At 73.2% G+C, this 13,630-nt stretch carries 13 protein-coding genes and 1 pseudogene; 7 read left to right on the forward strand and 7 right to left on the reverse strand.

From position 1 onward, the window contains the following. Positions 1-105: 105 nt before the first annotated feature. From ACFZDE_RS01610 to ACFZDE_RS01625, 4 genes are all read right to left on the reverse strand, one after another. On the reverse strand, positions 106-795 hold the full coding sequence (locus tag ACFZDE_RS01610; RefSeq protein WP_391196410.1) for an HAD-IA family hydrolase: 690 nt from the start codon (positions 793-795) through the stop codon (positions 106-108). A gap of 61 nt (positions 796-856) precedes the next feature. After that, positions 857-1,525 (reverse strand): phosphatase PAP2 family protein, encoded by a 669-nt coding sequence (locus ACFZDE_RS01615; RefSeq protein ID WP_391196413.1) that lies wholly within the window; start codon positions 1,523-1,525, stop codon positions 857-859. Between the two features lie 610 nt (positions 1,526-2,135). After that, a complete protein-coding gene (locus ACFZDE_RS01620; RefSeq protein ID WP_390991370.1) occupies positions 2,136-3,071 on the reverse strand; it encodes a M48 family metalloprotease in 936 nt (311 codons plus the stop codon). A gap of 96 nt (positions 3,072-3,167) precedes the next feature. After that, complete coding sequence (locus tag ACFZDE_RS01625) at positions 3,168-3,716, reverse strand: DUF5134 domain-containing protein (protein WP_391196415.1); 549 nt, start codon at positions 3,714-3,716, stop codon at positions 3,168-3,170. A 159-nt stretch (positions 3,717-3,875) separates the two neighbouring features. On the opposite strand from ACFZDE_RS01625, the gene ACFZDE_RS01630 reads away from it, so the two are divergent. Together ACFZDE_RS01630 and ACFZDE_RS01635 are read left to right on the forward strand one after the other, a co-directional pair. Continuing rightward, positions 3,876-5,549: an FUSC family protein gene (locus tag ACFZDE_RS01630; protein ID WP_391196417.1), complete on the forward strand. Its 1,674-nt coding sequence runs from the start codon at positions 3,876-3,878 to the stop codon at positions 5,547-5,549. A 338-nt stretch (positions 5,550-5,887) separates the two neighbouring features. After that, positions 5,888-6,493 carry a MarR family transcriptional regulator gene (locus ACFZDE_RS01635; protein ID WP_391196419.1) on the forward strand — a complete coding sequence of 202 codons (606 nt, stop codon included), beginning with the start codon at positions 5,888-5,890 and terminating at the stop codon, positions 6,491-6,493. Positions 6,494-6,697: 204 nt separating this feature from the next. Here ACFZDE_RS01635 and ACFZDE_RS01640 read toward each other — a convergent pair. Further along, positions 6,698-7,185 (reverse strand): annotated as a pseudogene (locus tag ACFZDE_RS01640) (hypothetical protein). A 174-nt stretch (positions 7,186-7,359) separates the two neighbouring features. On the opposite strand from ACFZDE_RS01640, the gene ACFZDE_RS01645 reads away from it, so the two are divergent. Continuing rightward, positions 7,360-8,295, forward strand: coding sequence for a GNAT family N-acetyltransferase (locus ACFZDE_RS01645; RefSeq protein WP_391196422.1), 936 nt, complete (start codon positions 7,360-7,362; stop codon positions 8,293-8,295). On the opposite strand, the gene ACFZDE_RS01650 is transcribed toward ACFZDE_RS01645, so the two are convergent. Next, the gene (locus ACFZDE_RS01650; protein WP_391196424.1) at positions 8,277-8,669 is read right to left on the reverse strand and encodes a VOC family protein; all 393 of its coding nucleotides are present in this window, start codon (positions 8,667-8,669) and stop codon (positions 8,277-8,279) included. The genes ACFZDE_RS01645 and ACFZDE_RS01650 overlap by 19 nt on opposite strands. 71 nt (positions 8,670-8,740) lie before the next feature. Between ACFZDE_RS01650 and ACFZDE_RS01655 the strand changes: the two genes are divergently transcribed. Beyond that, positions 8,741-9,289 (forward strand): GNAT family N-acetyltransferase, encoded by a 549-nt coding sequence (locus tag ACFZDE_RS01655; protein ID WP_390991351.1) that lies wholly within the window; start codon positions 8,741-8,743, stop codon positions 9,287-9,289. A 14-nt stretch (positions 9,290-9,303) separates the two neighbouring features. On the opposite strand, the gene ACFZDE_RS01660 is transcribed toward ACFZDE_RS01655, so the two are convergent. Next, entirely contained in the window at positions 9,304-9,987 is a 684-nt protein-coding gene (locus tag ACFZDE_RS01660) for a glycerophosphodiester phosphodiesterase family protein (protein WP_390991348.1), read from the reverse strand. 249 nt (positions 9,988-10,236) lie between these two features. Here ACFZDE_RS01660 and ACFZDE_RS01665 point away from each other — a divergent pair, with 249 nt between their 5' ends. Genes ACFZDE_RS01665 through ACFZDE_RS01675 form a run of 3 tightly spaced genes read left to right on the forward strand, consistent with a single transcriptional unit; the run spans position 10,237 to position 13,489 of the window. Next, on the forward strand, positions 10,237-11,634 hold the full coding sequence (locus ACFZDE_RS01665; protein WP_391196426.1) for a DUF6421 family protein: 1,398 nt from the start codon (positions 10,237-10,239) through the stop codon (positions 11,632-11,634). 41 nt (positions 11,635-11,675) lie between these two features. Beyond that, complete coding sequence (locus ACFZDE_RS01670) at positions 11,676-12,422, forward strand: SDR family NAD(P)-dependent oxidoreductase (protein WP_390991342.1); 747 nt, start codon at positions 11,676-11,678, stop codon at positions 12,420-12,422. Next, positions 12,419-13,489: a beta-eliminating lyase-related protein gene (locus tag ACFZDE_RS01675; protein ID WP_390991339.1), complete on the forward strand. Its 1,071-nt coding sequence runs from the start codon at positions 12,419-12,421 to the stop codon at positions 13,487-13,489. The genes ACFZDE_RS01670 and ACFZDE_RS01675 overlap by 4 nt, the downstream gene beginning before the upstream one ends. The last annotated feature ends 141 nt before the right edge of the window (positions 13,490-13,630 follow it).

A 13,630-nucleotide genomic window follows, 5' to 3' on the forward strand; every position in this document is an offset into this window, starting at 1 on the left:
CGGTGATGCCGTCTGCCTCGGGCGACGCGGGGGATCGTCCGAGGCGGGCGAGCATGCGGCCCCAGTAGTGGCCTCGGGCTACTTTCCGGACGTTCCGTCGGGCTCTCAGCTCACCAGATCCAGGACCGGCCGAAGCCCGTCCGGCCGGTCGGCCGCCGGCAGGTGGTCCACGAAGTGCACCCCGCATCCCAGAGCGGTCGCACCGCCGTCCGCACGGCGGTCGTCGCCGACCATGAGGGTCGTGCCCGGGTCGACGCCGAGCGCCTCGCAGGCGATGCCGAACAGCCGCGGGTCGGGCTTCTGCACACCGTGCTCGAACGACAGGACGTACGCGTCGATGTACGGGTCCAAGCCGTGCGCGCGGAAGACCGGGCGCAGATCCCACCCGATGTTGCTGACCACCCCGACGGGAACGCCCCGCTCCCGCAAACCGCGCAGCACCTCGACGGCGTCAGGGTAGGGGACCCACGCGTCGGGGGTCATGTGACGGTCGTACAGCGCGTCGTAGAGCGCCGGGTCGGGCAGCGGGACCTGCCGGGCGAGAGCGGTGTAGGCCGCCCGGTGCAGGGCGGCGCTGCGGTCCCGGATCGGCCAGGCGTCCGCGAGTTCCTCCGGCACCCGCGCGGGATTACCGCCGCCGGGCAGCGCCCCCACCGTCTCCAGGGCCAGGACCGCGGCGGTCGACTCGGCCTCGGTGAGCCGCACATCGGCCGCGGCCAGGGCGCCGCGCAGCCAGGAGGCGGTGGACTCGACACGGAAGAGCGTTCCGGAGAAGTCGAAGAGCACGGCGGTCATGGGGGCGATCCTACGAGGCCGGGGTACGTCGCGGACGAAGACCGGTGAGGCGGCGCCGGGTTCAGGGCTGCCGTCGCCGGTGCACCCACACCGCCAGGGCCACCACCATCGTGCCCAGTAGCCATCCGCCCAGCACGTCCGACGGCCAGTGGACGCCGAGCCATACCCGGGTCAGCCCGACCCCGACCACCGAGACGACGGCCACGGCCACGGCCGTACGCCACACGGCCCGGCCGACGCCGTGCCGGTGCAGGAGCCACAGCAGCAGGCCGCACACCACCGTGGCGGTCATGGCATGACCCGACGGGAACGCCGAGTAGTGGGCCGAGTCGACCGGATCGGGCCAGACCGGGCGGGGACGGTCCACCGCCGCCTTGACGCCCTGCTGCAGCAGCGTGCCCAGCGCGACGGCCAGCGCCAGCCACACCGCCGTCCAGCGCGCCGCCAACCGCACCACCAGCCATACGACGACGGCTGCGCACAGCAGACGCATCGTCCACGGGTCCCACACCCAGTCCGTGAGAATCCGGCACGCCTGGGTGAGCGCCGGTTCGTCGACCGCCCAGCGATGCGTGGTGTCGGAGATCTCCCCGTCCGCGTTGATCAACGGGCTCCATCTCACTGCGACGAGGGTCAGCAGGAGCGCCGAGCACAGGGCCAGGACACCGGCGAGAGCCGCGGTGGGGCGGTGTTCCGGACGGGGCGGGGAGTCGACGGAGGTGGTGTGCATACAGCGATCCTCGCCGAACCGGGGGGTCCGGATCCAGTACGGGGAAGATCTTCCGTCACCGACACGGGGCGCTTCGGCCATGCCGGGTCCACCGGAGGACGCGTGGACGCCGCGTGCCGCCGCGTGCCGGGGGAAACGGGGGTGCGCGCACCCGCGCCGGGGAGCCGAGGTGCGCGTCCCCATGCCGGGTGGCCAGGCCCGGCCCCCTCACCAGGCACGCCTGTGGCCGGAACATGCGGCCTCCCGCCGGGAATGCCGGGAACGCCGGGAAGGCGGGGTGTGCGGGCTGCGCGGACCGCGTGGGGAGCTGGGGTGCGCGGCCTCACGCCGGGGAATCGAACGCGCGGCCCCACGCTGGGCACGCCTGGGGCCGGGACGCGTGGCCTCTCGCCGGGGAGTCGGCGCGTGTGGGCGGGGCAAGTGAGAGGAGGTGGATGGCCGCCCCGGCCGACCAGGCGTCGGGGAACCGGCGGTTTCGGCGGCTCCTGGCGCCCCCCCGCGCATGCCCCAGGACGGGAGGCGGGTGAGCCGGGCGCTCGGGGCTGAGCCGGGGGCCGGGCGAGCGGGGCGCTCGGGGCCGGGCCGGGGGCCGGGGGAGCTCGGGCCCGGGCTATCCCAGCGCCCGTAGCCCCGGCATGAACGCCACCAGCACCGGCACCGCGGGCACGAGCGCGGCCGCAGCCGTCAGCCGCAGGCGCCGGGCCGCGGTCAGCCGGTCCGGGGGAGTGAGCAACCGGTGCACCCGGGCCGGGACATGGGCCTGCGGGGTCGGGCAGGGCCCGAACACGCCGCGGTGCTCGTTCAGTTCGACCAGCGCCAGGGCCGTCGTGAGGCGGCCGAAGCGGCGCGATGCCGTGTCGTCGGCGGCGAGTTCGACCAGGCGGTGCATCTCGTCCCGGAACGCGGCGAACACCGGGACCTGCGGAAAGCCGCCGGCCAGAGCCGAGGAGCAGTTCAGCAGCCAGTCGTGCCGGGCCCGGGCGTGGCCCTGCTCGTGGGCGAGCACCGCGTCCAGCTGCCGGCCCTTCAGCCGGAGCAACGCGGCCGTGGTGACGACCAGTTGCGGGGGAGTGCCGGGCTGCCACCAGGCGTCGGGCCGCTCGCTCTCCAGGACCACCAGCCGGCCGGAGACGGCCACCTCACCCGGCAGCAGCGGGGCCCGCACCAGCAGATCGGCGCGACGGCGGCGGCGCCTCGCACGGGCCCGGCCGATCTCACGGAGCAGCATCGCCGCGCTCCACAGCCCGCCGCCGGCCAGCGCGAGGGCCGTGGTCGCCGCCCAGGGGCCGGCCGTACCGAGGGCGTAGGCCTCCACGACCGCGCCCGGGGCCGTCGCGAAGAGGTGCCCGCCGACCGCGTGCCAGGCCGCGGCGGCACTGAGCGTCATGGACAGCGCGCAGCACACGAGGACCGCCGCCACCACGCACTGCCACACCCACAGCGCCACCACCGGCTCACGGTCCGGCCAGTCGGCCCGGGCGAGCAGCCGGGGGGCGACCACGGCGGTCACGGCGCCGAGCAGCAGCAGCGCGGCGGTGAGCATCATGGGGGCAGCCTATGAGCGCGGCCACGCCCAGGGGTACGCCTTGTGGCATCAAAGTGACGCAGGCAACGGACCCGTTGGGCGGCGGGCCGCTCCCGCTCACAGTGTCAGCAGCATCGCCACCATCGCGATCCCCATGGACAGCCGGCAGGCGCGCGCCAGTTCCGGCCGGTCACCCCGACCGGCCCGCACACCGCCCCCGGCCACGGCGGCGACCGGCACCAGACGGACGCCGGTGAGCAGCACGTAGGCGGCGAAGTACAGCAGCAGCGCCCCGGTCAGCAGCGGGACTCCCGAGCCGCCCCGGCCGTGTGCGTGTCCGGGGGAGCCGGCCATGACGAGGGCCATGTAGACCATCGCCCCGGCCCCCACCAGGTGGTGGAGATGGTGCGCGCCCGTCCGCGCCGCCCACAGCGCGTGGAGCCCCGCCGCCCCGAACACCGCCGCGTAGACGGGCCAGGCCCACGCGGGCGGCGTGAACACCGCGGCGGGTACGGCCATCGCGGCCATCCCGAAGCCCATCAGCGCCTCGCCGCCCGCGGCGCCACGCTGCTCCTCGGCGCCGCTGCGCATCCGCACCAGGCAGTAGGTGCCGGTCACCGCGCAGAGCGCCACCAGCAGCCAGCCGGACGAAGCCGGTCCGTGCACGCGTACCTCCCCGTTCGGTGGTCGGTCATTCGATGCCCGGGCCATGCGGCGCGCACGCGAGCGCAAGGGTGTACACGGGGAGCATCCGAGGGAGCACGCCAGGTGAGAAGGGCGTTCCCCGGATATTTCACAGGTAAAACACCTGTTAATGTTGTCCCCATGAGCAGTGCGCCGACCACCCCCTCCGCCTCACCCGCCCCGCTTCTCCCGCTGGCGGGTGTGCTGCGCCTCGGCAGGCCTTCGGAGATCTGGTTCAAGCCCGCGCTGAGCGTGGTCGCGGCGATCGCCCCGCCCGCCTTCGTCCTGCTGGTGCTCGGCCGGCTCGACCTCGTGATGTACGCGATGGCCGGATCCCTGTGCGCCCTCTACGCCCACAACCGGCCCTACGCCGCCCGGGCCCGGGTCCTGGCGTGGGTGGTACTGGGCATGCTCGGCGGGGTCGCCGCGGCGCTGGTCTCGGCCTCGCTCACCGGCAGCGCCGTGGTCCTGGTCACGGTCGGTGCGCTGCTGGCCGCCGCCCAGAAGGTGCTGTGCGACGCCACCCGGGTCGGCCCGCCCGGCAACATCGTCCTCACCTTCGTCAGCTCCGCCTCCCTGTTCGCACCGCAGACCCTCACCCAGGTGCCCGGCCATCTGGCTCTGGCCGCCACCACGGGAGCGTGGGCCTGGCTGGTCTGTATGGCGCCCGCGCTGGTCCGGCCGCACGGACCGGAGCGCCGCGCCACCGCCACCGCCCTGAAGGCCGCCGCCGCGTACGCCGACACCGGCGGCACCGGGAAGGACCACGAGGGCCAGGTTCGCGCCCGCGCCGCGGGGTACGCAGTCGTGCAGGCCGCCTGGCAGTCACTGCTGTCCACCAGCGCCCCCTCCCGCACCCGGCGCGCCCTCGAACGGCTCGTCGTCCGCGCCGAGGTCGCCCTCGCGGCGCCTACGGAGGCGGACCCGGCCCTGCTGCGCACCTGGGCGGGCTCGCTGCGCGGCACCGGCCCCGTCCCGCAGGCCGGGCTGGGGCGCGCGGCCGCCGACGAACTGCTCGGCGTGGCCGCCGCCAGGCCCCTCCGGGCACGGCTGGGCCCGCTGGCCCCGCTCGCGGCGCGTACCGCGCTGGGCTGCGCGCTCGCCGGTTACGCCTCCCTCGCCCTCGGGATCGGCCGCCCCTACTGGGCCCTGGTCACCGCCGCCTCGCTGTACCAGGCGAACATGGTGCTGACCTGGAGCCGGGCCGTCCAGCGGGTGGTGGGCAACGTCGTCGGCGTGCTGGTCTTCCTGGCCGTCGTGCCGCTCGCGCACCTGGGCGCGGTGGCGCTCGTGCTGTGCTGCCTGGCGTTCAGCTTCGGTGCGGAGGTGCTGATCAGCCGGAACTACTGGCTCGGCAGTGTGTGCGTGACGCCCATGGCGCTGCTCATCACGGAGTTCGCCGGATTTCAGGAGGCCGGGACGCTGATGACGGAGCGGGTCGTGGACACCGTCGTCGGTGCGCTGGTCGGGTTCGGCGCCGCCGTCGCGGTCACCAACCGGCGCGCGGGCGACCGCGTGGAACGGGCGCTGGCCACCGCCGACCGGGCCCGCGAGCACGCCGCCCGCCTCCTGGCCGAGCCGGACCCCGGCCCCACGGCCCTGGAATCCGCCCGCCGCGGCCTCGCCGCCGCCCTGTCCGACCTGCGCGCCGCGGCCGACGCTGCGGCAGGTGAATGGCGGCAGCGGGCCCTGCCCCAGGAGCGGGTCGTGCTCGCCGAACAGTCCGGACACCGTACGCTCACCGCGACGGCCCGACGCCAGGGCCTGCTCCCGGACCGGGACCCGGCCACCGAAACGGAGGACGCACGGCCATGACGCCGACCGAAGGACCATCGCCCACGGGGGGCACCGGGGGGCGGGCCACGCATCCGGGCGCCGAGCCGGAACCGACGGCGCAGCATCCCGTGGACGACGCCCGGCCCGCCGCCGGTGATGGCCCCGTCGGCCGTTCGGGCGGGGACCGGGCGACCACGGCCGGGGTCCCGGGCCGCGACCGGTCCGGCGCGGACGCCGATCTTGAGGGGGATGGTCGCCGGGACGGAACCGGGGTCCCCTCGGTCGCGGGGGAACCCGCCGTCGGTGAACCCGCTGTCGGTGAACCCGCTGTCGGTGAACCCGCTGTCGCGGGCGAGGGTCCTGGCGAACGTTCGGGTGTGGACCGGGCGCCCGCGGACGGGGGTCCGGCTCGCGGCCCGGCCGGTGAGGCCGGCGCGGGCGCCCGGCTTCCGGGTGGGGATGCGCCCGGTGCTGGTCGCCGGGAGGACACCGTGGCCGGGGTGGTGCGTCAGTGGCAGGCCGTGCGGCCCGGGCTCGATACCGGGCCGATGGAGATCATCGGGCGGATCAACCGCTGTGCCGCGCTGTTGCAGCAGGCCGAGGACGCTCCGCTGCGCCGGGCGGGGCTCAGCCGGCCCGAGTTCGATCTGCTGGGCGCGCTGCGGCGCACCGGGCACGAGCTGACGCCCGGGGACCTGGCCCGAGAGACGTTCTCCTCGGGGGCCGCCGTCACCAAACGCCTCAAGCAGCTGTCCGAGCGCGGCCTGGTCGAGCGGCGCGGGGACAGCCGGGACCGCCGGGTCGTCCACCTCCGCCTCACCGACGCCGGACGCGACCTCGTGGACAGCGTCCTGCCTGTCCAGCTCGCCTACGAGACCGCCGTGCTGTCCGGCCTCGATGGCCCCGAGCAGGGTGAACTCGCCGCGCTGCTGGGGGAGTTGCTGAGCCAGCTCGAAGGGCGGCTCGGCGCGCTGCGGACCTGAGTCGGGCACCGGCCGGGCCGTGTCGGCGTACCGGTCCCAGACCTCGTGTCACAGCACCTCGTGCACGGTCCGGCGATGCGTGGAGCGGCGGTCGTCGACGGCGGTCCAGCGCTCATGCGCGGACCGGGCTGGAGCGCACTTCAGCGCAAGCTCACGGCAACCCCACCCGCGTCAGCCCCCCTCCCCGCGTCGCGCCCAGCCGTCTCAGCCCTCGTCGCCCGACCGGTACACCCCGAACACCGCCCCCTGCGGACCCTGGAGCACCGCGATGCGCGGCCCGTCGGGCACCGAAGTCCGCACCACCGACGCCGAACTGGGTGTAGCGCTCCGACGGCGCCACCGTCCAGCCGAACACCCGCGGGTAGAAGGACACGGCCCCCTCCGGATCCCGCGTCATCAGCTCCACCCAGCCCAGCGAACCGTGCGCGTTGAACAGCCCGGCGCTCGGGAAGGTGCCCGGCTGCCACAGCTGCGTTCCACGCGACCGGCTGCGACGGCTGGTACAGCGGGGCGAGCGCGGTCACCGCCGCGTCCCCGAGGTGCGCGACGGTGTAGCCACCGGGCTCCTGGCGTGCGTCCGTCTCGGGCCGTCAGCCGAACAGCCGCGTGTAGAACCCCCGGGCCGCGTCCAGGTCGCTGGTCCCCAGCTCGGTCCAGCAGGGGCCGCCGGTCATCGGTGCGTCGAGCTTCATGGCGCTCCTTCCACGAGCGGCGGGGACCCACCCCCGGGGCCCCTCCAGCACGCGCCCGGCCTCCCTGCCATCCGGGGAAACCCACTGGTGTGCCGCCGCGGCCCCGGCGTACCCTCGCCTCGTACCGCACCGCGTGGCGGCCTCCAGCTCTCCTCATCCTGCCCGGAGGTACCCATGCCCGAGCTCGAGGTGCGCCCCTTCCGCCGCACCGACCGCGACCAGCTGACCGGCCTGGTCAACCTGCACGTGGCGGCCGTCGTCCCCGGCGTCTCCGTCTCCGTGAACACCGTCCTGGGCGAACTGGAGCGCCAGCCCGGGGAGTTCATCACGGATCCGTGGGTGGCCGAGCGGACGACGCTCGTCGCCGAGCAGCGCGGACACGTCGTCGCCGCGGCCCACCTGCTGCGCTACCGGGACGACGCCGAGGTCGGCCCGCACTACCGGGACACCGCGGAGATCGACTGGTTCGTCCATCGCCCCGCGGCGTCCTTCTGGCCGGACGCCGAACTGGCCGCGGACCTGCTGATGCGGGCGTGCCTCGCCACGTTCGCCCGCTGGAACTCCCGCGTCCGGTACGCCGACGGCTCCCTGCCCGCCCCGCTCGTCTACGGCCTGCCCCGCAACTGGCCCCACATCCGGGCCCTCTACGAACGCGCGGGGTTCGTGCACACCGGGGACACCGAGGTCATCCTGCTCGCCCGGGTGGCCGACCTGCCGGGCGCCGAGCCCCGGCCCGGTGTCACGGCCGAGCGCACGCTGGGGGAGTGCGGGACCCGTTTCACCGCCCGGGCGGAGGGCGGGGACCTCGGGTACGTCGAGATCGACACCGCCCTGGCCCGCCCGGAACGGCACGCCCGCGCGGCCGGTCTCGCCGACATCGGCAATCTGCACATCGACCCCGCGCAGTACGGCACCGGCCTGGAGCACTGGCTGCTGGCCCGGGCCGCCGACTGGCTGCGGCTGTGCGGCGTCGACCGGCTCGCCGCCTACGCGTCCGCCGCCGACCGCGCTCAGCTCGACCTGATGGCCGGGGCGGGCTTTCGCGAACTCACCCGTACCGACCGGGGGTGGGAGCACCGCCCGGACCGGCCTCAGATCCCCGGCCGGTAGCGCATCGGGTGGTCCGCCGGAACCTCCACCAGCACGATGGGCGTCCCGTCCGGATCCGCGATCCACATCTCGACCAGCCCCCAGGGCTCCTTGACCGGCGGCCGCACGATGTCCACGCCCTTCGCCCGCAGTTCCTCCTCGGCGGCGGCCACGTCGGCCACCTGCAACCACAGTCGTACCTCGGGCGCCGGGGGCGTCTCGGACCTGCCCGACACCTCCAGGAAGCCGCCGCCCAGGAAGAACACCGTGCCGCGCTCCGGCCCCGTGCCGAACTCGCGATAGACGGCGAGGCCGAGCCGCTCGCCGTAGAAGGTCCGGGAGCGCTCGGGGTCGGTGGGGCGGAGCAGGATCCGGCTGCTGAGTACATGCACCATGCGGCGGAGCTTAGTGGCGGGGTTACGCTCATCTCTGCCCGAGCCGTGCCGGAGACGAAAGACGTACGCCCATGGAGACCGCCACCACCGCCCTGACCTTCCGCGACGCGACCGACGCCGACGTCGGCGAACTGGTCGCGCTGATCGAGTCGGCGTACCGGGGCGACGACAGCCGGGCCGGGTGGACCACCGAGGCGGACATCCTCCAGGGACAGCGGACCGACCCCGAGGGGGTGCTGGAGGTCATCAAGTCGCCCGGCAGCCGGCTGCTGGCCGTGGAGCGGGACGGCAGGATCGTCGCCTGCTGCCAGCTGGAGCACCAGGGCGAGAACGCCTACTTCGGGATGTTCGCCGTCAGCCCCCTGCTCCAGGGCGCGGGCCTCGGCAAGGTGATCATCGCGGAGGCGGAGCGGCAGGCCCGCGCGGCCTGGGGCGTCAAGGAGATGCACATGACCGTGATCTCCGTGCGCGACGACCTCATCGCGTGGTACGAGCGGCGCGGGTACCGCCGTACGGGACGGATGACCCCGTTCCCGTACGGCGACGAGCGCTTCGGTCTCCCGCAGCGCGACGACCTGCAGTTCGAGCTGCTGGTCAAGGAGCTCGACCGAGCCGCGTGAAGCTCCTTTGACCCCTACGCCGTGAAGCGGCCCGTGCGCTTGATGTCCGGGTGGTCGGTGGTCGCGCCGTCCAGACCGAACGCCCGGACGAGCCGCAACTGGTCCTGGGTGTTCACCACCCAGCCGATGATCCTCAGGTCGGCCTTGCGGGCCCGCTCCACGATCTCCAGGGTGAGCCGGCGGATGTTCAGGCAGACGGTCTCGGCACCGGCCTGGACGGCGCGGTCCACGATGTCGGTGCCGTAGCGGCTGGCGATCAGGGCGGTGCGCACCCCCGGCACCAGTGGCTTGATCTCGGCGATCGCCTCGTCGTGGAACGAGGACACCTCCACCCGGCCGGCCAGTCCGCGCTCGTTCATGACCGCGGCCAGGGCCCGTGCCGCCTGGGCGTCCTTGATCTCCGCCTGGAGCGGCGCCTGCACGGCCTCCAGGACCTCCTCGAACACCGGGACCCGCTCGCCCCGGCCCGCGTCCAGGGCCCGCAGCTCGGCGAGGGTCTTCTCGGCGATCGGCCCGCTGCCGTCGGTCGTGCGGTCCACATCCGTGTCGTGCATGACGACGAGCGCGCCGTCCTTGCTCAGGTGCAGGTCGAGTTCGATGGCGTCGAGTCCCGCCTCCTGGGCGGCGACGAACGACCGGAGGGTGTTCTCGGGTTCCACACCCATGACTCCGCGGTGACCGATGGTGAGGAAGTTCACGACGCGACTCTCTTCCGTCGACAGGCGGCACTGGGGGCCTGACGGCCCCCCTGACCGTATCGCCTGGACCCCCCCTGTGCAGAGAGTGAGGGCATGGTCGCCCCGCATTCGGGCAGGAGCATGGTCGGCAGGAAAAAGTGCGGTGAAGGAGCGGGTCAGGCAGGATAATTTCCTGGGTTCACCCTTGCTGGGAGGAACCTCGTGTGTATACGGTCTGCATACGTGAGATTCTCCCGTGGAAGGTGCGACATGACGGAAATTCTTGTGCAGGTGGGTTCGGAGGAAGGTCTTCCTCCCGTGGCCAGGGTGGTGGAACACCCGGCTTGGCCCGTGCTCAAGGGTGCCGTGGAGCGGATCCGGCCATGGCAGTCCAAGGACGGGTCGATCGACTTCGACGCCGAGGGCGCGCCCGACCCGGCCGACGCCGAGCTCGCGGTCCGCCAGGTCGCCGACGCCGTCCTGGAGCTCTCCCCGCTGCTTCCGCACGACGGCGCCTATCACGAGGCCCTGGTCAAGGACTTGACCCGGTGGGCCGACAGCGGCTTCCAGGTGCCCGACTTCCTCGACTCGCTGCTGGCCTTCCAGCCCGCGGCGAACCGTGCGGACGGCCTGCAGCACCTCGTCGTCTTCCCCATGTACACGCAGAACGGCAACCCGGACCGCAACATCGAGGCGGTCGTGCTGCGCATGGTCTGGCCGGACTGGCTGGCCGAGCTGGAGCGCACCCGCTACGACAACCCGCTGTTCTGCGGCATCAAGTTCGAGGACTTCACCGCGGGTTACGACACCAACTCGGCCGTCCTGTTCCCCGAGACCATCGCCGTGCGCGAGGCGCCGGAACGATTCACCTGGGGTGGCATCTTCTGCGACCGCGAGGCCGCCCGCTTCCGCCGGGTGACCGACGCCGCCGTCGACATCCTGAGCCTGGAGCTGCCCGAGGACGTCGCCGCGATGGTCCACGACCAGAAGCGCTGCGAGGAAGCCTTCGTCCTGTGGGACATGGTCCACGACCGCACCCACAGCCACGGCGACCTGCCCTTCGACCCGTTCATGATCAAGCAGCGCCAGCCGTTCTGGATGTACGGCCTGGAGGAGCTGCGCTGCGACCTCACCGCCTTCAAGGAGGCCGTGAAGCTGGAGGCGGACGGCGTCCCGCAGGCCCGTGACGTGCAGGTCGCGGTCCTCTTCGACCGGATGTTCCGCTTCCCCGTCACCGGCGAGCGCGTCCGCAACTACGACGGCCTCGGCGGCCAGCTCCTCTTCGCCTACCTGCACAAGCACGACGTCGTCCGCTGGACCGACAACCGGCTCACCATCGACTGGGAGCGCGCCCCGCAGGTCACCAACCAGCTGTGCGCCGAGATCGAGGACCTGTACCGCGACGGCATCGACCGCCCGAAGCTCGTCCACTGGTTCGCCGGGTACGAGCTGGTCTCCACCTACCTCGCCCCGCACCCGGGTTCCAAGTGGGCCAAGGGCCCCGACGCCCTGGACACGACGCAACCGCCGCGCAAACTCGTCGATGACGTGCTTCCGGACGAGTTTCCGCTGAGCATGTTCTATGAGGCACTGTCCAAGAAGCTGAAGAACGTGATCGCCTCCACCAAGGGCATCACTGCGGACAGCACCGAGCGGATCGCCGCGTGAGCGATCGGCGTACCGGGAACACTGCTCAGGAGGCGAAAATCATGGGGAACGGGGCGCTCAGCGGTGCGGTGATCGCGGTGGCCGGAGCGGGTGGACCCGCCGGCCGGGCCGCGCTGCTCAGGCTGGCCGAGGCGGGAGCGACCGTCATCGGCTCGGACAACGACCCGGAGCGGCTGGCGGAGGCGGTGGACGCGGCGAGCTTCGCGTCCGGCGGTGCCACCGTCACCGGCGACACGGTCGATCTGCTGGACCTGGGGGCCACCCGTGACTGGGCCGCCCGCATCGAGAAGGACTTCGGCCGCGTCGACGGCCTGGTCCACCTCGTGGGCGGCTGGCGCGGCAGCGAGACCTTCACCCGGACCAGCCTCGACGACTGGGACTTCCTGGAGATGCTGCTGGTGCGCACGGTGCAGCACACCTCCCTCGCCTTCCACGAGGGGCTCCAGCGCAGCGACCGCGGCCGGTACGTGCTGATCAGCGCCGCGGGCGCCAGCAAGCCCACCGCGGGCAACGCCGCCTACGCGGCCGGCAAGGCGGCGGCCGAGGCCTGGACGCTGGCCATGGCGGACTACTTCCGCAAGGCCGGGGGTGCCGAGGGGCCGACGTCGGCTGCTGCGATCCTGGTGGTGAAGGCGCTGGTCCACGACGCGATGCGCGCCGACCGACCCAACGCGAAGTTCGCGGGCTTCACCGACGTCAAGGACCTGGCCGAGGCCATCACCGAAGTCTGGGAGAAGCCCGCCGCCGAAGTGAACGGAAAACGTCTGTGGCTCACCGAGAAGCCGTGAACCCGCCGAAGACCGACGCCCGTCGCCATCACGACCCCGAGGTCCGCGGTTTCGCCAGCGACAACTACGCCGGGGCCCACCCGGAGGTCCTCGCCGCCCTGGCCCTGGCCAACGGCGGGCACCAGGTCGCCTACGGCGAGGACGACTACACCGAGAACCTCCAGCAGGTGGTCCGCAGCCACTTCGGTCCCACGGCCGAGGCGTTCCCGGTCTTCAACGGCACCGGCGCGAACGTCGTGGCGCTCCAGGCGGTCACCGACCGCTGGGGCGCGGTGATCTGCGCCGAGAGCGCGCACATCAACGTCGACGAGTGCGGCGCCCCGGAGCGGGTCGGCGGCCTGAAGCTGCTCACCGTTGCGGCGCCCGACGGCAAGCTCACGCCCGAGCTGATCGACCGGCAGGCCTACGGCTGGGACGACGAGCACCGCGCGATGCCGCAGGTCGTCTCCCTCGCCCAGGCCACCGAACTGGGCACGGTCTACACGCCGGAGGAGATACGCGCCATCTGCGAGCACGCCCACGCGCACGGCATGAAGGTGCACCTGGACGGCTCGCGGCTCGCCAACGCCGCCGCCACCCTGAACGTCCCGATGCGCACGCTCACCAACGCCGCCGGCGTCGACATCCTCTCCCTGGGCGGCACGAAGAACGGCGCCCTGTTCGGCGAGGCCGTCGTGGTCATCGACCACGACGCCGTCAGCCACATGAAGCACCTGCGCAAGCTGTCCATGCAGCTCGCCTCCAAGATGCGCTTCGTGTCGGTGCAGCTGGAGGCCCTGTTCGCCCGGGACCTGTGGCTGCGCAACGCCGGTCACGCCAACGAGATGGCCCAGCGCCTGGCCGAGGGCGTGCGGGCCGTGCACGGGGTGGAGATCCTCTACCCGGTGCAGGCCAACGCGGTCTTCGCCCGGCTGCCCCACGACGTGAGCGAACGGCTCCAGAAGCGGTTCCGCTTCTACTTCTGGGACGAGGCGGCGGGCGACGTCCGCTGGATGTGCGCCTTCGACACGACCGAGGAGGACGTGGACACGTTCGTGGCGGCGCTGAAGGAGGAGATGGCCCGCTGAGCAGCGGCGTCACCGGCAGCAGGGGGTGGCCGGGAAGGCGAGGAGCAGTGCGCCTTCACTCATGACCCGGTGGTCCAATGAACTGGACCATCGGGTACTGTGTGTGGTACCGCATCCGGCCACCGCACCCCGAGGCGACGA

Origin of the sequence: Streptomyces sp. NPDC007929, assembly GCF_042959065.1 — a bacterium.
In the GTDB taxonomy this organism is placed as follows: Bacteria; Actinomycetota; Actinomycetes; order Streptomycetales; family Streptomycetaceae; genus Streptomyces.